The organism is Bradyrhizobium sp. NP1 (assembly GCF_030378205.1).
Classification (GTDB): Bacteria; Pseudomonadota; Alphaproteobacteria; order Rhizobiales; family Xanthobacteraceae; genus Bradyrhizobium.
Genome location: NZ_CP127385.1, coordinates 7,089,161 through 7,111,948, shown reverse-complemented (window position 1 = coordinate 7,111,948; position 22,788 = coordinate 7,089,161). Strand labels below are relative to the sequence as shown.

General features: G+C 65.2%; 16 protein-coding genes. 9 read left to right on the top strand and 7 right to left on the bottom strand.

The genetic code is table 11. The features are described from left to right. Positions 1-61 precede the first annotated feature (61 nt). The 5 genes from pimA to glpK all read left to right on the top strand — a co-directional run bounded on the left by pimA (position 62) and on the right by glpK (position 6,917). Complete coding sequence (gene pimA / locus QOU61_RS34360; protein ID WP_289655604.1) at positions 62-1,741, top strand: dicarboxylate--CoA ligase PimA; 1,680 nt, start codon at positions 62-64, stop codon at positions 1,739-1,741. A gap of 31 nt (positions 1,742-1,772) precedes the next feature. Next, entirely contained in the window at positions 1,773-2,963 is a 1,191-nt protein-coding gene (gene pimC, locus QOU61_RS34355; protein ID WP_289655603.1) for a pimeloyl-CoA dehydrogenase large subunit, read from the top strand. A gap of 179 nt (positions 2,964-3,142) precedes the next feature. After that, the gene (pimD, locus tag QOU61_RS34350; RefSeq protein WP_289655602.1) at positions 3,143-4,285 is read left to right on the top strand and encodes a pimeloyl-CoA dehydrogenase small subunit; all 1,143 of its coding nucleotides are present in this window, start codon (positions 3,143-3,145) and stop codon (positions 4,283-4,285) included. 106 nt (positions 4,286-4,391) lie between these two features. Beyond that, complete coding sequence (locus QOU61_RS34345; RefSeq protein WP_289655601.1) at positions 4,392-5,165, top strand: SDR family NAD(P)-dependent oxidoreductase; 774 nt, start codon at positions 4,392-4,394, stop codon at positions 5,163-5,165. Between the two features lie 246 nt (positions 5,166-5,411). Further along, the gene (gene glpK / locus QOU61_RS34340; protein WP_289655600.1) at positions 5,412-6,917 is read left to right on the top strand and encodes a glycerol kinase GlpK; all 1,506 of its coding nucleotides are present in this window, start codon (positions 5,412-5,414) and stop codon (positions 6,915-6,917) included. 33 nt (positions 6,918-6,950) lie between these two features. On the opposite strand, the gene QOU61_RS34335 is transcribed toward glpK, so the two are convergent. Next, positions 6,951-8,078: a tetratricopeptide repeat protein gene (locus tag QOU61_RS34335; protein ID WP_289655599.1), complete on the bottom strand. Its 1,128-nt coding sequence runs from the start codon at positions 8,076-8,078 to the stop codon at positions 6,951-6,953. Positions 8,079-8,328: 250 nt separating this feature from the next. Between QOU61_RS34335 and QOU61_RS34330 the strand changes: the two genes are divergently transcribed. Together QOU61_RS34330 and QOU61_RS34325 are read left to right on the top strand one after the other, a co-directional pair. Then, a complete protein-coding gene (locus QOU61_RS34330) occupies positions 8,329-10,773 on the top strand; it encodes a penicillin acylase family protein (protein ID WP_289655598.1) in 2,445 nt (814 codons plus the stop codon). A 932-nt stretch (positions 10,774-11,705) separates the two neighbouring features. After that, on the top strand, positions 11,706-11,813 hold the full coding sequence (locus QOU61_RS34325; protein ID WP_289655597.1) for a hypothetical protein: 108 nt from the start codon (positions 11,706-11,708) through the stop codon (positions 11,811-11,813). Positions 11,814-11,924: 111 nt separating this feature from the next. On the opposite strand, the gene QOU61_RS34320 is transcribed toward QOU61_RS34325, so the two are convergent. Together QOU61_RS34320 and QOU61_RS34315 are read right to left on the bottom strand one after the other, a co-directional pair. Then, positions 11,925-12,596 (bottom strand): class I SAM-dependent methyltransferase, encoded by a 672-nt coding sequence (locus QOU61_RS34320; RefSeq protein ID WP_289655596.1) that lies wholly within the window; start codon positions 12,594-12,596, stop codon positions 11,925-11,927. Between the two features lie 298 nt (positions 12,597-12,894). After that, positions 12,895-13,227 carry a hypothetical protein gene (locus QOU61_RS34315; RefSeq protein ID WP_289655595.1) on the bottom strand — a complete coding sequence of 111 codons (333 nt, stop codon included), beginning with the start codon at positions 13,225-13,227 and terminating at the stop codon, positions 12,895-12,897. A gap of 546 nt (positions 13,228-13,773) precedes the next feature. On the opposite strand from QOU61_RS34315, the gene QOU61_RS34310 reads away from it, so the two are divergent. Further along, positions 13,774-14,403 (top strand): glutathione S-transferase family protein, encoded by a 630-nt coding sequence (locus QOU61_RS34310; RefSeq protein WP_289655594.1) that lies wholly within the window; start codon positions 13,774-13,776, stop codon positions 14,401-14,403. Between the two features lie 203 nt (positions 14,404-14,606). On the opposite strand, the gene maiA is transcribed toward QOU61_RS34310, so the two are convergent. The 4 genes from maiA to metF form a co-directional block, all read right to left on the bottom strand. Continuing rightward, a complete protein-coding gene (gene maiA / locus QOU61_RS34305; protein WP_289655593.1) occupies positions 14,607-15,275 on the bottom strand; it encodes a maleylacetoacetate isomerase in 669 nt (222 codons plus the stop codon). 80 nt (positions 15,276-15,355) lie between these two features. Next, positions 15,356-15,676 (bottom strand): hypothetical protein, encoded by a 321-nt coding sequence (locus tag QOU61_RS34300; protein WP_289655592.1) that lies wholly within the window; start codon positions 15,674-15,676, stop codon positions 15,356-15,358. Positions 15,677-16,574: 898 nt separating this feature from the next. Beyond that, positions 16,575-20,444, bottom strand: coding sequence for a methionine synthase (gene metH / locus QOU61_RS34295; protein ID WP_289655591.1), 3,870 nt, complete (start codon positions 20,442-20,444; stop codon positions 16,575-16,577). 3 nt (positions 20,445-20,447) lie between these two features. Further along, positions 20,448-21,362: a methylenetetrahydrofolate reductase [NAD(P)H] gene (gene metF, locus QOU61_RS34290; protein WP_289655590.1), complete on the bottom strand. Its 915-nt coding sequence runs from the start codon at positions 21,360-21,362 to the stop codon at positions 20,448-20,450. 392 nt (positions 21,363-21,754) lie between these two features. On the opposite strand from metF, the gene QOU61_RS34285 reads away from it, so the two are divergent. Continuing rightward, a complete protein-coding gene (locus tag QOU61_RS34285) occupies positions 21,755-22,774 on the top strand; it encodes an LLM class flavin-dependent oxidoreductase (RefSeq protein ID WP_289655589.1) in 1,020 nt (339 codons plus the stop codon). The last annotated feature ends 14 nt before the right edge of the window (positions 22,775-22,788 follow it).

Genomic DNA, 22,788 nt, shown 5'->3' with positions numbered 1-22,788 from the left:
CAGGGGGGGGAGGGAACGGCGAGAGTTCGTTCGCCTCACGCGGCAATAGAGCCAGGCGCCCATGACCCATCCCGGCGAGCAGTTCTACCCTGACGGCGTGCATTGGGATGATGACATCGCACGCGGCACGGTGCCGGACCTGCTGTCACAGGCGGCGCGCGACCATGGCGCGCGCACCGCGATCGAGTTCCGCGACCGCCCGATCTCCTTTGTCGAGCTCGAAGCCATGGTGGAGGTTGCCGCCAGCGCCTTCCTGCGCGCAGGCTACGGCAGCAACGCGTCGATCGGGCTGTTCCTCGGCAACTCGCCCGACCATCCCATCAATTTCTTCGGCGCGCTGAAGGCGGGCGGGCGCGTGGTGCATCTGTCGCCGCTCGACGGCGAGATCGCGCTGTCGCACAAGCTGTCGGATTCTGGCGCGCGCGTGCTCGTCACCTCGAACCTGGCCGCGCTGCTGCCGACCGCGCTGAAATTTCTCGACAAGGGCCTGATCGATCGCCTGATCGTCTGTGAGGACGACCACTGGGGCAAGGTCGGCACGCCGCAGGCGCCGGTCCCGGACAATCCCGCTATTGTCACCCATCGGGCGTTCGTCGATGGCGCGACGAGACCTGCGCGGTGGCCGACGCTCTCGGCCGACGACGTCGCGCTGCTGCAATATACCGGCGGCACCACCGGCCTGCCGAAGGGCGCGATGCTGACCCATGGCAATCTCACCTCGGCGGTGTCGATCTACGAGGTCTGGGGCAGGCCGACGCGCGCGCGGCGCACCAGTGTCGACCGCGTGATCTGCGTGCTGCCGCTGTTCCACATCTACGCGCTGACCGTGGTGCTGCTGCAGGGCATCCGGCTCGGCAACCTGATCTCGCTGCACCAGCGTTTCGACGTCGAGGCCGTGATGCGCGACATCGAGGTCAAGCGCGCCACCGCCTTTCCCGGCGTGCCGACGATGTGGATCGCGATCGCGGCCTTGCCGGATCTCGACAAGCGCGATTTGTCCTCGCTCATCAGCTGTGGCTCCGGCGGCGCGCCGCTGCCGGTCGAGGTCGCCAACATCCTCGAGCGCAGGGTCAAGATGAAGCTGCGCTCGGGCTGGGGCATGACCGAGACCTGCTCGCCCGGCACCGCACATCCGCCCGAAGGGCCGGACCGGCCGGGCTCGATCGGGTTGATGCTGCCCGGCATCGAGATCGATGTCGTCTCGCTCGAGGATTCGAAGAAGGTGCTTGCCGTCGGCGAGGTCGGTGAAATCCGCATCCGCGGTCCCAACGTCACCAGGGGCTACTGGAACAAGGAAAAGGAAACCGCGGACGCCTTTGTCGGCGACCGCTTCCTTACCGGCGACATCGGCTACATGGACGCCGACGGCTTCTTCTATCTGGTCGACCGCAAGAAGGACATGATCATCTCCGGCGGCTTCAACGTCTATCCGCAGATGATCGAGCAGGCGATCTACACCCATCCCGCCGTGCACGAGGTGATCGTGATCGGCATCCCCGACCAGTATCGCGGCGAGGCGGCGAAGGCCTTTATCAAGCTGCGCGCGGGCGCCGCGCCGTTCCCGATCGAGGAGCTGCGCGCCTTCCTCACCGGCAAGCTCGGCAAGCATGAATTGCCGGCGGCGGTCGAATTCGTCAACGAGCTGCCGCGCACCTCGGTCGGCAAGTTGTCGCGCCACGAGCTGCGTCAACAGCAGCCGGACGCCCGACCGAGGCCACAGGCCGTGGCAGGAAAATCATAGCTGGGAATTCATTCGCTCACAGGAGGATCCGATGGATCTCGCTTTTACCAAGGAAGAACAGGCGTTCCGGGAAGAGGTGCGGGCCTTTTTCCGCGACAACGTGCCGCCGGCGACGCGGCAGAAGCTGCAGGAGGGCCGGCATCTCTCCAAGGACGAGATGGTCACCTGGTGGCGCATCCTCAACAAGAAGGGCTGGGGCGTCTCGCACTGGCCGAAGGAATATGGCGGCACCGGCTGGAGCTCGGTGCAGCACTACATCTTCAACGAGGAGCTGCAAATGCACCCGGCGCCGGCGCCGCTCGCCTTCGGCGTCAGCATGGTCGGCCCGGTCATCTACACCTTCGGCAACGAGACCCAGAAGAAGCACTATTTGCCGCGCATCGCCAGCGTCGACGACTGGTGGTGCCAGGGCTTTTCCGAGCCGGGCTCGGGGTCGGACCTCGCGTCGCTGAAGACCAAGGCCGAGCGCAAGGGCGACAAATACATCGTCAACGGCCAGAAGACCTGGACCACGCTCGCCCAGCACGCCGACATGATCTTCTGCCTGTGCCGCACCGATCCCGGCGCGAAGAAGCAGATGGGCATCTCGTTCATCGTGTTCAGCATGAAGTCGAAGGGCGTCACGGTGCGCCCGATCCAGACCATCGACGGCGGCGTCGAGGTCAATGAAGTGTTCTTCGACGACGTCGAGGTGCCGGTCGAGAATTTGATCGGCGAGGAGAACAAGGGCTGGGATTACGCCAAATTCCTGCTCGGCAACGAGCGCACCGGCATTGCGCGGGTCGGCGTCTCCAAGGAGCGCATCCGCCGCATCAAGGAGCTCGCCTCGAAGGTCGAGTCCGGCGGCCGGCCCGTGATCGAGGACCCCGCCTTCCGCGAGAAGCTGGCGGCCTGCGAGATCGAGCTGAAGGCGCTGGAACTGACGCAGCTTCGCGTCGTCGCCGACGAGGGCAAGCACGGCAAGGGCAAGCCCAATCCGGCTTCCTCGGTGCTCAAGCTCAAGGGCTCGGAAATCCAGCAGACCACCACCGAGCTTCTGATGGAGGTGATCGGCCCGTTCGCCGCGCCCTATGACGAGCATGGCGACGACGGCTCCAACGAGGCGATGGACTGGACCGCGCAGATCGCGCCGAGCTACTTCAACAACCGCAAGGTCTCGATCTACGGCGGATCGAACGAGATCCAGCGCAACATCATCACCAAGGCGGTGCTGGGGCTGTAGGTCACGGCAAACGCGGGCGTCGCCCCCCGCTTCGGGCGGGGGACCCGGTACGCCGCAGCGGTCCTGGGAACAATGATCGCCTGTGGGTACTGGATCCCCGCTTTCGCGGGGATGACGGCAAGGAACAGGGGAAAGCCGCGGCGAGTAGGGCCCGCGCTGATTTTGGAGAGAGCAGTAACATGGATTTCGATTTGTCCGAGGAGCAGCGCCTTCTCAAAGATAGCGTCGACGGGCTGTTGACCGATTCTTACGATTTCGAGCAGCGCAAGAAGTACATGAAGGAGAAGGGCGGCTGGAGCAAAGCCGTCTGGGGCAAGCTCGCCGAGCAGGGCCTGCTCGGTCTTCCCTTTGCGGAAGCCGATGGCGGCTTCGGCGCCGGCGCGGTCGAGACCGCGATCGTGATGGAGGCGCTGGGCAAGGCGCTGGTGCTGGAGCCTTATCTGGCGACGGTCGTGATCGGCGGCGGCTTCCTGCGCCACGGCGGCTCGGCGGCGCAGAAGGAAGCGTACATCCCCGCCATCATCGACGGCAGCAAGACCTTTGCCTTCGCGCAGCTCGAGAAGAACTCGCGCTACGACCTGCACGACGTCTCGACCTCGGCCAAGAAAAAGGGCGACGGCTGGGTCATCGACGGCGACAAGTTCGTCGTCATCAACGGCGAGAACGCCGACACGCTGATCGTCACCGCGCGCACTGCCGGCGGCCAGCGCGACAGGACCGGCATCGGCGTTTTCCTGGTGCCGGCGAACGCCAAGGGTGTCGCGAAGAAGACCTATCCAACCCAGGATGGCCTGCACGCGGCCGACATCTCGCTCACCGGCGTCGAGGTCGGCGCCGACGCGGTGATCGGCGATCCCCAGAACGGCCTGCCGCTGATCGAGCGCGTGGTGGACGAGGCGCGGGTTGCGCTGTGCTCGGAGGCGGTCGGCGCGATGGATGAATCGCTCAAGACCACCGTCGAGTACCTGAAGACCCGCAAGCAGTTTGGCGTTGCGATCGGCACCTTCCAGAGCCTGCAGCATCGCGCCGCCGACATGTTCGTGGCGCTGGAGCAGGCGCGCTCGATGTCGATGTTTGCGACCATGGCCGCCGACTTCGACGACGCCAAGGAGCGGGCCAGGGCCGTCGCCGCGGCCAAGGTGCAGATCGGCAAGTCGGCCAAATATGTCGGCCAGCAGGCGATCCAGCTCCATGGCGGCATCGGCATGACCATGGAGGCCAAGATCGGCCACTACTTCAAGCGGCTGACCATGATCGAGAACACTTTTGGTGATACGGATTACCACTTGCGCCGCGTCAGCGAGGCCGGCGGCCTGGTGTAGTTCATATTCGTCATTGCCGGGCTTGACCCGGCAATCCATCAGTTTTGAAAAAGATGGATGCGCGGGTCGAGCCCGCGCATGACGATTCTTTGCAAGGAGGCCAAGCATGCAAGGCACCCCATTCGATCTCACAGGCCAGGTCGCCGTGATCACCGGATCGAGCCGCGGCATCGGCCGTGCCTCGGCCGAGTTGCTGGCAAAACTGGGCGCCAGGGTGGTGATCTCCTCGCGCAAGGCGGACGCCTGCCAGGAGGTCGCCGATGGCATAACGAAGGCCGGCGGCGACGCCCACGTCATCCCCTGCAACATCTCGCGCCGCGACGAGGTCGAGGCGCTGATCGCGGGCGCCACGAAGCATTACGGCAAGATCGATATTCTGGTCTGCAATGCGGCCGTAAATCCCTATTACGGTCCGCTGCTCGACATCACCGACGAGGCCTTTGACAAGATCATGGGCTCCAACGTGAAGAGCAATGTCTGGCTTTGCGCGGGCGCGATCCCGCAGATGGCCGCGCGCGGCAAGGGCTCCGTCGTCATCATCTCCTCGATCGGCGGGCTTCGCGGGTCGACGGTGATCGGCGCCTACGGGATTTCGAAGGCGGCGGATTTCGCGCTGTGCCGCAGCCTTGCCGGCGAGTGGGGGCCGAAGGGCGTGCGGGTCAACTGTGTGGCGCCGGGCCTGGTGAAGACCGATTTTGCGCGCGCGCTGTGGGAGGACGAGGAGCGGCTGAAGCGCCGCTGCGCCACCACGCCGCTGCGCCGCATCGGCGAGCCGCACGAGATCGCGGGCGCGGTCGCCTATCTCGCCTCCGACGCCTCGACCTTCATGACCGGCCAGACCATCGTCATCGACGGCGGTGTGACGACGGCGGCGGTGTAGCTCTCTCCACTCCCTCTCCCCGCACTTGCGGGAGAGGGTTGGGGTGAGGGGTGTCTCATCGCAAGCTCGGTGCGAGGTGCTTGAGCTGTACCCCCTCACCCGGATCGCATCTTGCAATGCGATCCGACCTCTCCCCGCAGGCGGGGAGAGGTGAACAGCCATAACCGCATGCCTTGACCTCATCCCTGCAATCCGCTGTCCTTGACCCCAACACAAGACCGTTCGGAAAACGCCGAGAAGCAACCCATGTCCTTCGTTCTCGCCATCGACCAGGGCACCACCTCCTCGCGCGCCATCATCTTCCGCAGCGACATCTCGATCGCGGCGGTGGCGCAGGCCGAATTCCCGCAGCATTTCCCGGCTTCCGGCTGGGTCGAGCACGAGCCGGAGGACATCTGGACCTCGACGATCGCGACCTGCCGCGAGGCGCTGAAGAAGGCCGGCCTCTCGGCCAGGGACGTCGCCGCGATCGGCATCACCAACCAGCGCGAGACCACGGTGGTGTGGGACCGCGCCACCGGGCAGGCGGTGCACCGCGCCATCGTCTGGCAGGACCGCCGCACCGCCGACATCTGCGCCAAGCTGAAGGCCGGCGGCCATGAGCCCGCGATCACGCAGAAGACCGGGCTGATCATCGATCCCTATTTCTCGGGCACCAAGGTGGCGTGGATTCTCGACCACGTGCCGGGCGCGCGCAAGCGCGCGGAAGCCGGCGAGCTCTTGTTCGGCACGGTCGATTGCTACCTGTTGTGGCGGCTCACCGCCGGCCGCGTCCACGCCACCGATGCGACGAATGCCTCGCGCACGCTTCTGTTCAACATCCATAGCGGCGACTGGGACGACGATCTCCTGAAGCTGTTGCGCGTGCCGCGCTCGATGCTCCCTGAGGTGAAGGATTCCTCCGCGAAATTCGGCGAGACCACGCCGGATCTGTTCGGCGGCGCGATCGCCGTATCGGGCATCGCCGGCGACCAGCAGGCCGCGACCATCGGCCAGGCCTGCTTCTCGCCGGGCATGATCAAGTCGACCTACGGCACCGGCTGCTTTGCGCTGCTCAACACCGGCTCGACGCCGGTCGTCTCGAACAACAAGCTGCTCACCACGATTGCCTATCAGCTTGCGGGCAAGCGCACCTATGCGCTCGAAGGCTCGATCTTCGTCGCGGGCTCGGCGGTGCAGTGGCTGCGCGACGGCCTGGGGATCATCAGGCAGGCGGCCGAGACCGGGCCGCTCGCCGACAAGTCGGACTCGATGCAGTCGGTCTATCTGGTGCCGGCCTTCGTCGGCCTGGGCGCGCCCTACTGGAATCCGCGGGTGCGCGGCGCGCTGTTCGGGCTCACCCGCAACACGGGACCTGCGGAGCTTGCCCATGCGGCGCTGGAAAGCGTCTGCTACCAGACGTCGGATCTCTGGGAGGCGATGCGCGCCGACTGGCCGGAGGCGAAGGCCGCCAACATCGTGCTGCGCGTCGACGGCGGCATGACGGCGTCCGACTGGACCATGCAACGGCTCGCCGATCTCCTCAACGCGCCGGTCGATCGCCCGATGATCCAGGAGACCACGGCGCTGGGCGCGGCCTATCTCGCCGGGCTTGCCGCTGATGTCTATCCGGAGCCGCAGAAATTCGCCGACAACTGGCGGCTCGAGCACCGCTTCAAGCCGGCGATGAGCGCCGCCACGCGCGAACGCAAGCTGAAAGGTTGGGCGCGTGCCGTGAAGGGCGTGCTCGCCAGCGACGAGGGGGAAGGCTAAAGGGTAGCCGCCCTCGTCCCCATTGCTGCTCGCTCACTGCGGCTTGCGAACCTGCCGCCTCGTCAGCTCGATCGCGCGGCTGTAGTCGTTCAGCGCAGCGTCCCTGTCGTGCTTCTCGGCATGGGCAAGGCTGCGGGAGCGATAGGCATCGGCGTTTTCGGGCTCGATCTCAATCTCCTTGGTGAAGTCGTCGATCGCGCGGTCATAATGCTGCTTGGCCAGGTTGGCCCTGCCGCGGGCTTCGTAGGCGCGGGCGTTCCTCGGCTCGTTCTCGATCCAGACGTTGAAGTGCGCGATGGCACGATCGAAATCGTTCTTGAATGCGAAGATGTGGCCGCGGATGCGATGAGCATCGACCGATCCGGGATTGATCTCGAGGGCGGTGCTGGTGTCGGCAAGCCCGCGCTCGACGTCGACATTGCGCAAATACGTCTCGGCGCGGAGGGCATAGGCATAGGCAGAATCCGGATCGATCTCGATCCAGCGGCTGAAGTCGGCGATGGCATGGCGGAAGTCGTTCTTCAGCACGAACGCCATGCCGCGAATCCGGTAGCCGTCGAAGCCGCCTCTGGGCTCGATCTGGGTCGCCCGGCTGTAATCGGCGAAGGCGCGGCCCGGCTCATGCATCGCCTGATAGACATCTCCGCGCGCGATGAAGCCCAAGGCATAGTTCGGGTCGATCTCGACCGCCCTGGTCGTATCGGCGAGCGCGCCGCCAAGGTCGTTCTTGTGCGCGCGGGTGGTGCCCCGGTTGCTGTAGGCCGTTGCGAGGTTCGGATCGATGTCGATCGCCTTTGTTTCGTCGGCGATGGCCTGATCGTCCTCCTCCTTGATGCCATGGGCGGCGCCGCGCGTCGCATAGGCCCCGGCGAGGTTCGGATTGATCCTGATCGCCTCGTTCTCGTCGGCGATGGCGGCATTGAAATCGCGCTGCCGCCAATGCGCGGCTCCGCGGGTCGAATAGACGATGGCAAGGTCGCGCTCGCCGAGGCGACCCGACTCGATCAGGCGGGTGCAGGCGGGAATGGCAAGGTGATCGGCGTCGCTCGCGCTGCATTGTCGCCAGTCCTGCCCGCTTTGCGCCCGGGCCGGATGCGGCGCCGACGCCAGCACCAGCGCAACCAGCGCTGCCCTCATGATCCCGGCGTTACGGACCTGCACTCGACTTCACCCGCGAAATGGCCTCGTGGATCAATCTAAAGGTGTGCGCATGCGTCTTACAAGGCCTTTGGCGCGGCAGCGGAGGCATGTAAGGTCGGCTCGGCACCCCACGATCATCGGGGCTAGAGCATGATCCGGAAAAGTGTGCAGCGGTTTTCCGAAAAGATCATGCTCAAACAAAAACCTAGAGCGGGATAGCGATCCTGAAGCTATCCCGCTCTAAGAAGACAAGAAACAGGGAGAAAACAAGATGAAAAAGACTGTCGCCCTCAAGACCCTGATCGGCGCCGCGGTGCTGGCCGCGCTGGCCGCTTCGCAGGCCACCGCGCGCGAGAAGGAAAATCCGCTCGCCGCCGCGCGCCAGTCGACAACCAGCGTCGCCGGGCTCAACGCGCCGGCGCAGATCCTCATCGACGTCTGGGGCATCCCACACATCTATGCCGGCAACGAGCACGACCTGTTCTTCCTGCAAGGCTTCAACGCCGCGCGCGACCGGCTCTGGCAGATCGACCTCTGGCGCAAGCGCGGCCTTGGCCTGCTGGCGAAGGATTTCGGCGCCGCCTATGTCGAGCAGGACAAGGCGCTGCGGCTGTTTCTCTACCGCGGCGACATGAAGGCGGAGTGGGCGGCCTACGGACCGAAGGCGAAGACCTACGCGGAAGCCTTCGTCGCCGGGGTCAACGCCTATGTCGCCGACGTGCAGGCGGGCTCGCGCCCGCTGCCGATCGAGTTTCGGATCGCCGGCACCACGCCGGACCTCTGGTCGGCCGAGGACGTGGTGCGGATTCGCAGCCATGGGCTGACGCGCAATGTCGCCTCCGAGGTGAAGCGCGCGCTGGTCGCCTGCGCCGCGGGGTTGGAAGCGGACCGGCTGCGCGTCAAGCTCGAGCCGCCGTGGACCACGAAGGTCCCCGAAGGGCTCGATCCCTGCAGCATCCCGAAGCAGGTGCTGGCGCCTTATGATCTGGCCACACGTCCGGTGGCCTTTGCGAAAAGCGCGGCCGAGCGCAGGGCGGCGCTGGAGTATGATCCGGATAAATTCCTCGCCGAGGCCGATGCGCAGCGCGACACCATCGGCTCCAACAACTGGGTGGTGGCGCCGTCACGCACCGCGACCGGGCGGCCGCTGCTCGCCAATGATCCGCATCGCGAGCATTCGGTGCCGTCGCTGCGCTACATCGTCGGCCTCAACGCTCCGGGCATTTCCGTGATCGGCGCCGGCGAGCCGGCGCTGCCCGGCATCTCGATCGGCCACAACGACACCATCGCCTTCGGCCTCACGATCTTCAACGTCGACCAGGAAGACCTCTACGTCTACGAGCTCAATCCCGCCGATCCGAACCAGTACCGTTACCGCGATGGCTGGGAATCCATGCGCATCGTGCATGAGACGGAGAAGGTGAAGGGCGAGGCCGACCGCGATCTCGAGCTGAAGTTCACCCGCCACGGGCCCGTCGTCTATGTCGACGAGGCGGGCAAGCGGGCGTTCGCGGTGCGCTCGGTGTGGTTCGAGCCGGGCACCTCGGCCTATTTCGGCTCCTCCGACTACATGACGGCGAAGGACTGGAACGGATTCCTCGGCGCCATGCAGCGCTGGGGCGCGCCGTCCGAGAACCAGGTCTATGCCGACACCAGCGGCAATATCGGCTGGGTCGCCGCCGGCAAGACTCCGCGCCGCACAGGCTATGACGGGTTGATGCCGGTGCCGGGCGACGGCCGTTACGAGTGGAACGGCTTTCTCACCCTCGACGAGCTGCCGAAGGTCTATCGCCCGCGCGAGGGCTTTTTCGCCACTGCCAACCAGATGAATCTGCCGGAGGGTTATCCCGTCGCCGAGCGCAAGGTCGGCTTCGAATGGTCGGACGCCGCGCGCTGGCAGCGCATCGTCGAGGTGCTGAAGGCCAACGACAAGTTCTCGCTGGCGGACGCGATGGATTTGCAGAACGACGACACCGGCATGCTGGCGAAGCGGCTGGTCGCGCTGTTGAAGCCGCTGTCGTCAGACGATGCCAATGTGAAGAAGGGACTGGCACTGCTCACGGCCTGGGATGCGCGTGATGCGGCGGACAGCGCCGCGGCCGCGGTCTACGAAGTCTGGATCGCCAATCATCTCGGGTTCGCGCTGGCCAAAGCCGCCGCGCCCAAGGCCGCCGACATCATCGCGCCGGACCCCGCCTCGATCTCCGCCGTCGTCGCCTATCTCGAAAAGCCCGACGCGGGACTTGGCGAGGAGCCGCTGGCCGCGCGCGACCGCATCCTGCGCGACAGCCTGGGCGAAGCGGTCGCGGACGTGACGGAAAAGTTGGGGGCGGATTCAGGCGCCTGGCGCTGGGGCCGGCTGCATGTTGCAAAGTTCGACCATGCGCTGATGCCGCTCGCCGACAAGGCGACCGCGGCGCAGATGTCCGTTGGGCCGCTCGCGTTCGGCGGTGCCGCCAACGTGCCGCGGGCGGCGACCTACCGGCGATCAGACTACCAGCTCATCGCGGGCGCCTCATTCCGCATGGTGCTCGACGTCGGCGCCTGGGACAACAGCCGCACCATCAACACGCCGGGCCAGTCCGGCGATCCCTTCAGCGGACATTATCGCGACCTCGCTCCGCTCTGGGCGACAGGCCAGTATGTGCCGCTGCTCTATAGCCGCGCCGCGGTGGAAGCGGCGACCGCGGAAGCGATCGGCCTGACGCCGCGGTGAGGATGCCGCTGCTGTAGTCCGCACTATCATCACCCGCGAAAGCGGGTGATCGTCTATTGCCAGACACCAGTTGTAAGGCCGGGGGGCCGGGGCGTCCGGGTGCTGGATAGCCCAGGCACTTGATAGTCCTGGGCTCACATCCGCTTTACCGCGCGCGAAAATCCCCGCTGACAAACACCTCGACGGTAACGCCGCCGGGAGCATGTTCGCTTTCCTAAACGTGAATTTAGTTGGGCCGACCGCCAGCTGTTCCCATTTTTAATGAACGCAACGTCGGCATCGATCTTTTTCGGGCAAGCCGGCGTTTGACGAGGTCCGCACGACGGATGCCTCCGTCTGTTGCAAAGGAGAGTGTCATGAGACGGCGAGCGATCATGGTCTTGGCGGGTGTGGCGCTTGGCGGCAGCCTTCTGGTCACCGGTGCACAGGCACGCGGAGGCGGAGGACATGGCGGCGGGGTCGGAGCCGGTCACCCCGGCGGTTTCGCCGCAGTTCACGCGGGTGGCGTCGGCGCGGCTCGCGTCGCAGGTCTTCGCGGAGGTTATGTCTCGGGCATTCCCCGAAGTGCCGTCGGCTATGCCGTGGGAGCCGGCTATGGAACGGGTATTCGCTATGGAACGGGCATCCGCTATGGAACGGGCGTCCTGCGCAATAGCTATTGGCCTGTGGCAGCGGCTGCGCTTGCGCAGGCCGCGGCATCCAACAGCTCCACTGCCGCTGTGCCCGCGACAGCGCCTGGCGCAGCCCAAAATCCGCCTGTCAGCGCCGCATCTCCACAGACCGGTTCTGGTCGGGGCTTGGCGATAGTCGGTAGCAACGGCGGCTCCGCAAAAACGGTCGGAATGGCGCCGGCCTCTTCCGCCTCTGCTCCGCAGAACCAGGCCGCGTTCCGGAACGGCGATCTTGTTCGGCTGCGTTCAGGAGGTCCGTTGATGACAGTCAAAGGTCTCAAGGGCGACCAGGTGGATTGCTTCTGGACCGACTACGATGGCCAGATGAACGCCGACAGTTTTCCCGTGGACGTGCTCCAGAAGGGATAACAGCGCCTCCCACCGCGCGGCGTCGCCTGTTGGCTCTTCTCGGACTTCGTGCACTGTCCGGCCCGGCCTTCCAGGGGCGCGGTCAGGCTGTCCCTCTCGTGGATGCCAGCGTCAGGCGTAGCCCACCCAGCCGCGGAATGTGAAGCCGGCATAGAACAGGCTGATGTTCGAGAAGCCCGCTTCACGCAGGATTGCTTCATCCTGCTCCGGTGTGAGGATGGTCAACTGCGTGTCGATCGCCGCGCGGGCGTTCGCCGCCTTGTCGGGCTCGATGCCGGACGCGACCACAAAGGCGGCATATCGCGACAGCCAAAGCGCGCGCTCGCCTTCGCCCTGCGGAATGCTGAAGTGAGCGACGACGAAGGGTGCGCCAGGCTTGAGACGGCGATGGACTTCGGCCACGGTCCGTCGCCGCTCTTCGTCGGTCAGGTAGTGCAATGTCAGGAGACAGGTCGCGGCATCGAACGGCCCGTTGGGCGCGTCGACGATGTAGCCGCGGTGCAGACGCGCGCGCGAGGCGAGCGGTCCCAGCACCCGTTCGGCCAGCTTCAGCATTTCAGCAGCCGGGTCGACGCCGTCGAAGGTCCAGCGCGGATGCGCCTGCGCGAAGGCTTTCAGCTCCAGTCCTCCGCCGGCGCCGAGAACCAGTATCCGGGCATTGGCCTGGACGCGCTCCGCAAGCAAAAGCGTCGTCATGCGTTGCATGGCGTCGTAGCCCGGGACGATTCGTGGCGGTCCTTCGGTGTACCGGGTCACGGCTTGCGGATCAGCGAACGGGTCCATCACCGCAACGCCATTTTCGCCGCCGTCATCGGGCAGCCGCTGCGCGTAACGAGGCGGCTGTCATGGTCGAGCATGCCGGACAAGCTGTCGTCTCTCATGTAATATATGATGTTACATGATAGGACAGCAGTCAAGCCGTGGATGCGTTGAGGTGAAAGTTCGATGCAGTCACGACGCGCGACGCTGGCCGCGATCGGGTCTGGTCAACGCAAAAGCAGCAGCAGATGGTCGGGCATTGGCTGCCTGTCGCGCCTTGCCGATTCCGCGCAATGCCTGTGCCCGCGAATGCGCAGCTGATTTATGCCTGGTTGTCCGCTTTCGCCGAAGCCTCTGCGGCCGGCGCGCTCTCCTGCTCCTGCACCTCGAGCATCGTCTTCAGCGTCTCGGCGCTGAGCTTGCCGGTGGTGGAGGGGATGCGCCGCTCGGCGGCTTCGATCGGGGCGTTGTGTCGTGGCTGGGCGGCCTGTGCTGGACGGGTGGTGGAGACCTCGCCGGCTTCCTCGACCTCGTCGGCTTCGCCGGCGGCGCTCTTGCCTCTTACATAATCGATGCCGCGGCGTCGCCGCGTTTCCTTCGGCTTCGGCGGCTGCGGCGTATAGATGATCGGCGGCAAGACGTGGTGTCGGGACACGGCTTGGCTCCCGTTAGGCCAACGCCGCATTGGGCCGCTGATTCGGCCGTCGCCGCTACTGACAAATTGGTAATGTGGTGGCTGGTGATGTGATGGGCTTGGGAGGTCGCGCCGCGACAGTGGTGGCGCGTGCTGAAATCGAAGCAGGCCCTGCGGCGCTGTAGAAACTGGCCTTGGGCGGCGCTGGCGGCGAGCGCGGGTCGCCGCCAGTCTTGCCCCGCCGATCGATCCAGCCCCCGCGCTTTCCCCGATCTACCTTCCCCAAGTCTCGCCACTGAAGCACCACACTTGCGCCACGACAAGCGGCCGGCGCAGGAATAGTTCGGCTGTTGCCGAAAGGCATCGCTCCGCGCGTGGATGGAACACCTCTTCGGTGTAGCGCGGATGAACGGGACGTGGATGACGGCGCGTGGCCGGACCGCTATCAATGACGTGCAACTAGTGTGGTGGTTCAGAAAATTCGCTTCATTTCATCGGCGAGTGCGTCAAGCGAATTTCTGAACCAAACCACACTAGAATTCGGGACACTAGCGGGACGCACCGACCATGTTTCTCATCGGCCAATACGACTCTCCCTTCGTCCGTCGCGTCGCGATCGCGATGCGGTTCTATGGGCTCACTTTCCAGCACAAGCCGTGGTCGACCTTCGGCGATGCCGACAAGATCGCGCCCTATAACCCGTTGCGCCGCGTGCCGACGCTGGTGCTCGACGACGGCGAGACGCTGATCGAAACCACCGCGATCCTGGATTATCTCGATGAGCTCGCAGGGCCGGACAAGGCGATGCTGCCGGCTCGCGGCATGGAGCGGCGGCATCAGCTCCGCCTCTGCGCGCTGGCGAGCGGGCTGAGCGACAAGTCGGTGAGCCTTGTCTACGAAAGCGTGCTGCGCAAGGAGCAGTTGAAGCTCTGGGTCGACCGCTGCGAGGCGCAGATTTCGGGTGCGCTCGACGTGCTGGAGAAGGAGCGCGCCACGGCCGCGACGCCCTTCCTGTTCGGCGAGCGCATCGGCCATTCCGACATCGCGGTCGCCTGCGCGCTGCGCTTCACCGGCGAAGCGCATCCCGAGCTCTACAAGGTGGACCGCTATCCGCGGCTTGCGGCGCATGCGGCGGCCTGCGAGGCGCTGCCGCCGTTCAAGGAAATCCACCAGCCGCTGAGCCCGCCGAACGGGTGAGGCTGCAGGCGATGCTCTCTCCTTATCCCTCCCCCGCGAAGCGATGGGGAGGGTCGGCCGTAGCGAAGCGGAGGCCGGGGTGGGGGGATGTTCACTTGTCGCGCTCTTAGCAAGAGCCCCCACCCGACTCATCGCTCGCTTTCGCTCACGATGAGCTACCCACCGCTTCGCGGCGGGAGGGATTAGTCCGGCAGTGCGGGCGATTAGCCGGGCGGCCTCACCCGCATCGCCTCGGGCGTATCAGGCTGCACCAGCGGATGGGCGCTGGCAAAGGCAGGCAGCGCCATCGCGGTCTCGTAGATGCGCTTCACCGTCGGCCAGCGCTTCAGATCCATCTCGAGCATCCCCGCCACGGCGGCATGGCCGACCATGCAGATGTCGGCGAGCGTCGGCGCGTCGCCATGGCAGAACCTCCCGGTGTCCTTGTTGTCAGCGAGATGGCCTTCCAGCGCGGTCAGCGTCTCGATGACCCAGTGGCGCCGCCACGCCGTCTGCTGCTCGTCGCGCAGATTCAGTTCGCGGTCGAGATAGCGGCGCACCCGCGGCACCAGCAGTGGATGCCCTTCGCAGGCGACGATCAGGGCAAGCCCGCGCACGCGCGCGCGGCCCTTGATGTCCGCCGGCAGCAGCGGCGAATCCGGATATTTCTCCTCGAGATATTCGATGATGGCGAGCGACTGGAACAGCACCGTGCCGTCGTCCTCGACCAGGGCCGGCAGTGCCATCTGCGGATTGATGCGGCGGAATTCGTCGGCGTGCTGCGCGTCGGCATCGAGGTCGACGAAGATTACCTCGGTGGGGAGGTTCTTCAGGTTGAGCGCGATGCGGACGCGAAAGCTCGCCTGCGATCGCCAGAAGGAGAAGAATTTCATGGGTGGCTCCGAAGCGCTCTCAGCGGGTGAAGCGGCGACTATAGTGCAGGCGCGGTCCGCAGATCGATTCTCTTCCGCCTTTAGTCGGGGCGCATGCGGCGAGGGAGGCGCCGTTTCAACAGATATCCGCTGATCCTGCCATCAGGCGATTTCTGACGATAGCTGCCTTTGACATAGGGACGGGCTCCGTCAATCGGATGAAATCGCGTATTGAGATAGGTCTTCTCGTCAGCCGTCAGTTCGCGTACCGAGCCGTCGTCGTTCACGTAGACAAATTTATTGGCAAAGGTGCTTGCCTCTTTCCCGTCAACGCGCGCAGCAGAATTCGCCCGCAACAGTGCCCAAAGCACGCCGCCGATGAGCAGGAAGATCAGAGCGGCCGCTAGCCAAGACGAGAACATTGCGCAGCATTCGCTTCCTGTCGTCGCAGACCTTTCTGTATAGGAACCGCTTTGCGTTCTCAAGATTGCGGTTCCCGAGCCGCCTCACCCGATAGACAAGTCAGATCGATTTCTTCACGTCAGAGTGCGCCAGTCAGCCCCCGACCGGCGTCAAACCGTCTGCGCGCAAAATCGAAATTCGCAAATCATTTCAATCTGATTTGGGTCGTCCAGTCCTCGCGCGAAAAATATTCCGCTTGGTTTGTCGGGCAAATCAGTGGCTTCAATCCGCGCATCCCGCCTCGATCCGAGGGGCGTTGCGCATCGTCACGAACGTTGGGTGCGGGATGCGATGGACGCCTTGGCATCAACTGACGAGTGATGCTGACGCGGACGGCGAAGTCGTGTGGTCCTGATGCCCCGACGCTGGCATCAAGCTTTGCGGTTTACCCGTGAAGCGACGGTGGCAAGAAAGCCCGGTCACCGGGGAGAGCACGAAGGAAACCGTTAAAACCAATCGCGCGGGGAATGCCGGGATGTTCGGCTGTACCTGTGGTGACTAACTCGTGTGCTTTTCTTTACTGCACGCGAGGCTGCGGGTGCGGCGCGCACCCGGCATTCCCTGCGCCCTCTGATCGATGAGGGACACGCTTCGTGCATCACTCGGGCGGATTCGCCGTCGCGGGAACGCGAACGATATGTTCTTCCGCTGTTTGACAAATGAGTCACGACAGATCCGCAAGCGCAGATCACCTCGCCCCGCTTGCGGGGAGAGGTCGGATTGCATCGTTAGATGCAATCCGGGTGAGGGGGATTTCCCGCAATCTCGATTTTGGAGGTAGCCCCTCACCCGAAGCCTCAGCTCATGCTTCGGCTTCGACCTCTCCCCGCAGGCGGGGAGAGGTGACGAGTAAGACGGCTACCCCGCGCCGACCGCCTGCTTGCGCCAGACCAGATGCACCGCGCAGGTGCAGCCCGGCGGATGCGAGGCGAGCTCGCGCGCGGCGGCATCGTTGGCCGGCGTCGCCGCGAACGAGCCCTGCATGGCTCCCTGAATCGCACGATCCTGCGACGGGATGTAGTTGAGGATCGGCGCAAGCCAGCGTTCGATCTCGGCCGGCACCATTGCCTTGCGGCGGGCATAGTCCTCGACCTGGTCGCGCTCGATCTTGCCGACGCCGAAATAGAAGCTCTCGGGATGGCTGAAATAGAGACCGGACACCGACGAGCCCGGCCACATCGCAAAGCTCTCGGTCAGCTTGACGCCGGCGGTGTTCTCGGCGTCGAGCAGCGCGAACAGCGTCTTCTTCTCGGTGTGGTCGGGCTGCGCGGGATAGCCGGGGGCGGGGCGGATGCCCTGATACTTCTCCAGGATCAGGTCTTCCGCGGACAGCGCCTCGTCGGGCGCGTAGCCCCAGAACTCTTTCCGCACGCGCTGATGCATGCGCTCGGCGAAGGCCTCCGCAAGCCGATCGGCCAGCGCCTTGCACAGGATCGAGGAATAGTCGTCATTGGCGTTCTTGAAGCGGTCGGCAACCACATCCTCGCCGATCCCGGCCGTGACCACGAAGCCGCCGACATAGTCCGGCACGCCCGACGACGCCGGCGCGATGAAGTCGGAAAGCGCGGCGTTGAAGCGGCCCTCGCGCTTCTCGAGCTGCTGGCGCAGCGTATGCAGGGTCGCGACCTTCTTCTGCCGCGTCTCGTCGGCGTAGACGGCGATGTCGTCGCCCTCGGCATTCGCCGGCCAGAAGCCGATGGTGGCGCAGGCCGTGAACCATTTCTCCTTGATGATGCGGTCCAGCATCGTCTTCGCGTCGTCGTAGAGCGCGCGTGCGGCCTCGCCGACCTTTGCGTCGTCGAGGATGGCGGGGAAGCGGCCGGAGAGCTCCCAGGTCTGGAAGAACGGCGTCCAGTCGATGTATTGCGCGAGCTCCGCGAGGTCGTAGGCCTCGAAGCTCTTGATGCCGAGGAAGCTCGGCTTCTTCGGCGGTACTTTCGAAAAATCCACCGGCACGGCGTTTGCCCGCGCAGCCTTCAGCGTCAACCGCTTCTTGTCGGCCTGGGCGCGAAAATGCGCCGCGGAAATCTTGGCATACTCGGCGCGGATGTCGGCGGCATAGGCCTCGCGCTTCTCCGGCGACAGCAGCGCGGAAGCCACGCCCACGGCGCGGCTCGCATCGTTGACATGCACGACGGGGCCGCTTCGGTAGTTGGGATCGATCTTGACCGCGGTGTGGACGCGGCTGGTGGTGGCGCCGCCGATCAGGAGCGGCACCGTCAGGCCCTGCCGCTCCAGCTCGCTGGCCATAAAACTCATCTCGTCGAGCGAGGGCGTGATCAGGCCGGACAGCCCGATCATGTCGGCCTTCTCGGCCTTCGCGGTCTCGATGATCTTGGCGGCCGGCACCATCACGCCGAGGTCGATCACCTCGAAATTGTTGCACTGGAGCACGATGCCGACAATGTTCTTGCCGATGTCGTGAACGTCGCCCTTCACCGTCGCCATCACGATCTTGCCGGCGGCATGGCTGGTATCGACGACGCCGGCGGCGAGATTTTTCGCCTTCTCCTCCTCCATGAACGGCATCAGATAGGCGACCGCCTGCTTCATCACCCGCGCCGACTTCACCACCTGCGGCAGGAACATCTTGCCGTCGCCGAAGAGGTCGCCGACCACGTTCATGCCGGCCATCAAGGGGCCTTCGATCACGTCGAGTGGGCGCGACGCATCCTTGCGCGCTTCCTCGGTGTCGACCTCGATGAAGTCGGTGATGCCATGCACCAGCGCGTGGGAAAGCCGCTTCTCGACCGGCCATTCGCGCCAGGCGAGGTCGGCTTCCTTGGCCTGGGTGTGCTTGCCGCGGAATTTTTCGGCGAGCGCCAGCAGCCGCTCGCCGGCGCCGGGATCGCGGTTGAGCACAACGTCCTCGCACACCTGCCGCAGCTCAGGGTCGATGTCGTCATAGACGATCATCTGCCCGGCATTGACGATGCCCATGTCCATGCCGGCCTTGATGGCATGATAGAGGAACACCGAGTGCATCGCCTCGCGCACCGGCTCGTTGCCGCGGAACGAGAAGGAGAGATTGGAGACGCCGCCGGAGACGTGCGCGCCCGGCAGGTTCTGGCGGATCCAGCGCGTGGCCTCGATGAAATCGACGCCGTAATTGTTGTGCTCCTCGATCCCGGTCGCGATCGCGAAGATGTTCGGATCGAAGATGATGTCCTCGGGCGGAACGCCGACCTGGTCCACCAGGATGTCGTAGGCGCGCCTGCAGATCGCGGTCTTGCGCGCAAAGGTGTCGGCCTGGCCCTTCTCGTCGAACGCCATCACCACGACGGCGGCGCCGTGGCGGCGTGCGATCTTCGCCTCGTGAATGAACTTTTCCTCGCCTTCCTTGAGCGAGATCGAGTTGACGACCGGCTTGCCCTGCACGCATTTCAGCCCGGCCTCGATCACGGCGAATTTCGAGGAATCGATCATCACGGGCACGCGGGCGATATCGGGCTCGGCGGCGACGAGATTGAGGAAAGTCCGCATCGCGGCTTCCGAATCGAGCAGGCCCTCGTCCATGTTGACGTCGATGACGACAGCGCCGTTCTCGACCTGGTCGCGCGCCACCTGCAATGCGGTCGTGTAGTCGCCCGCGGTGATCAATTTGCGGAAACGCGCCGAGCCCGTGACGTTGGTGCGCTCGCCGACATTCACGAAGGGAATTTGCGAGGTCAGCGTGAACGGCTCGAGGCCGGACAGCCGCAGCCGCGGCTCGATCTCAGGCGCGATACGCGGCTTGTGCGGGCTAACCGCCGTCGCGATCGCGGCGATATGGTCCGGCGTGGTGCCGCAGCAGCCGCCGACCACATTGACGAGGCCGTCGCGGGCGAAATCGCCGACCAGCCGCGCCATGAAGTCCGCGCTCTGGTCGTACTGGCCGAACTCGTTCGGCAGGCCGGCGTTCGGATAGGCGCAGACCAGCGCGTCCGCGACGCGGGCAAGGTCGGCAAGGTGAGCGCGCATCTCCTCGGCGCCGAGCGCGCAGTTGAGCCCGATGGTGATCGGCCTGGCGTGCCGCACCGAGTGCCAGAACGCTTCCGGCAGTTGCCCGGAGAGCAGGCGGCCGGATTTGTCGGTGATGGTGCCCGACACCATCACGGGCACGTCGATGCCGCGCGCCTCGGTGATCTCGGCAATCGCGTAGAGCGCGGCCTTGGCGTTCAGCGTGTCGAAGATGGTCTCGACCAAAAGCAGGTCGACGCCGCCGTCGAGCAGGCCGTTGACCTGCTCGCCATAGGACTTTCGCAAGTCGTCGAAGGTCACCGCGCGATAGCCGGGATTGGAGACGTCAGGCGAGATCGAGGCGGTGCGGTTGGTCGGTCCGATCGCGCCGGCGACGAAGCGCTGCTTGCCGTCTTCGGCCGAAACGCGCTCGGCGGCGGAGCGCGCCAGCTTCGCGCCTTCGAGGTTCAGCTCATAGGCGAGATTGGAGGTGTCGTAGTCGGCTTGCGCAATCGAGGTCGCCGAAAAAGTGTTGGTGGCGACGATGTCGGCGCCGGCGTGCAAATAGGCGGCGTGGATGTCCTCGATCGCCTTCGGCTGGGTCAGGATCAGGAAGTCGTTGTTGCCCTTGAGGTCGCGGTGGAAATCCTTGAAGCGCTCGCCGCGGAACGCGGCCTCGTCGAGTTGCAGCGCCTGGATCATGGTGCCCATGGCGCCGTCAAGCACCAGGATGCGCTCGCTTGCGGCCTTGAGCAGGGCGGTACGCTTCTTCGAAACGGGTACGGTCATCGCTTACGCTGCCTCTCGCGCGCCGGCGGGGCGAATGCCGAGCAAATGGCTGATCGCGAACACGAGATCTGCGCGGTTCATGGTGTAGAAATGGAAGGTGTCGACGCCGTGCTTGGCGAGCTTCTGCACCTGGCCCGCGGCGACGGTGGCCGCGACCAGCTTGCGGGTGTCGGGGTCGTCGTCGAGCCCGTCGAACTTCTCGGCGAGCCACGACGGCACGGAGGTGCCGGCGCGGGTGACGAAGTTTCTCGCCTGCCTGAAATTGTGCATCGGCATGATGCCGGGCACGATCGGGATCTCGATGCCGCGGGCGCGGACGCGGTCGCGGTAGCGGAAGTAGAAATCGTTGTCGAAGAACACCTGGGTGATGGCGCGCGCCGCGCCGGCATCGACCTTGGCCTTGAGGACATCGATGTCGGCGTCGAAGTGGGCGCTCTCAGGGTGCTTTTCCGGATAGGCCGACACCGAGACCTCGATATCGGGGTAGCGGCGCTTGATGCCGGCGACGAGGTCGGCGGAGGTCTTGTAGCCGTCGGGATGGGCGACGAACGGCGTGCCGATGCCGCCGGCAGGGTCGCCGCGCAGCGCCACGATGTGGCGGACGCCGATCTCGTGGTAGCGCGCGACGATGTCGTCGATCTCGCCCTTCGCCGCGCCGACGCAGGTCAGATGCGCGGCCGGCAACAGGCTGGTCTCTTTCAGGATGCGGGCGATGGTGGCATGGGTGCGCTCGCGCGTCGAGCCGCCGGCGCCATAGGTGACGGAGACGAAGGTCGGGTGCAGCGGCGCCAGCCGCTTGATGGTTTCCCACAGGCTCGCCTCCATCTCCGCAGTCTTCGGCGGGAAGAACTCGAAGGAGATTTTGGGCGAAGGCAGCGTGCGGTGGCCCTCGGACGAAGGCGACGCAGTCTCAGTCATGGCACCACACACTCCACTGGCGGTTTTCGAGGGGGCTGGCTTGGCCTGGAAGATCCAAAGATAAGCGAAATCCGGTCTGCCCAATAGCCCATCGATAATGGGAAACTGCCCAATTCTACGATATTGCGCCTTCCAAAAATGACGGATGGAAAGCATTGTGGGCTGGATGGTTGGTTGGCGCAAATATGATATAACATACAGATATCACAAGGTAAAATTAATATAAGCGAAAGTTTTCAACTCGAGTGCTTGCTGGTGGGCAAGGTGCAATGTGTAACATATCACCGTTACACAGCCCAATAGCGGCAAAGGCCGGCGATCGGCTTCCCTGCACCGCAGCCCTGCGCCGGGCGGGCCTTTGTGCCAGCGACCCTGCGAACTAGCTTAGCGCCATGATCCCGCTTTCCGTTCTCGACCTCTCCGTCGTCACCACCGGCACAAAGCCCGCGGCGGCGCTGCGCAACAGCATCGACCTGGCCCGCCATGTCGATGGCCTCGGCTATGTCAGGTACTGGCTCGCCGAGCACCACAACCTTGCTTCCGTCGCGAGCCCCGCGCCGGAGCTCATGATCGGCCAGATCGCCGCGGTCACCCAGCATATCCGGGTCGGCTCTGGCGGCGTCATGCTGCCCAACCACGCGCCGCTCGCGGTCGCCGAGCGCTTCAAGATGCTGGAGGCGCTGTTTCCCGGTCGCATCGATCTTGGGCTGGGGCGCGCGCCCGGCACCGACGGCGCCACGGCCTACGCGCTGCGCAGCCGGCTCGACCGCCGCGAGGGCGACGAGTTCCTGGAGCGGCTCCAGGAACTGACGCTGTGGGAGACGCGCGACTTTCCGTCGGGCCACCCCTACAACAACGTGGTGGCGATGCCCGACGACACGCCGTTGCCGCCGATCTGGCTGCTCGGCTCCAGCGATTACAGCTCGGAGCTAGCCGCGCAGGTCGGCATGGGATTCGCGTTTGCGCATCACTTTGCGAGCTATGACGCGGTCGCGGCGCTGACGAATTATCGCGACCATTTCAAGCCGTCAGCCTGGCGCAGCGTCCCGCACGCGATCCTGGCGGTCGCCGTGGTCGCGGCGGAAACCGATGCGGAAGCCGAGGTGCTCGCGTCCTCGATGGATCTCAACCGGCTGCGGCGCGACCGCGGCCAGCACCTGCCGCTGCCGAGCGTGGAGGAGGCTTTGGCCTATCCCTATACGGAGGCCGAGCGCGCCTCGATCGCGCGCAACCGCTCGCGGCTGTTCGTGGGCAGCCCCGCGACCGTGAAGGCGAAGCTCGAGCTGATGATCGCGGCGAGCCGGCCGGACGAATTGATGATCATCACCGCGGTCTACGACCATGCGGCGCGCAAGAAGTCCTACAGCCTGCTGGCGGAGGCGTTCGGGCTGTCGAAGCCGGCGGCGGCGTGAAGCGACGCGTCGTC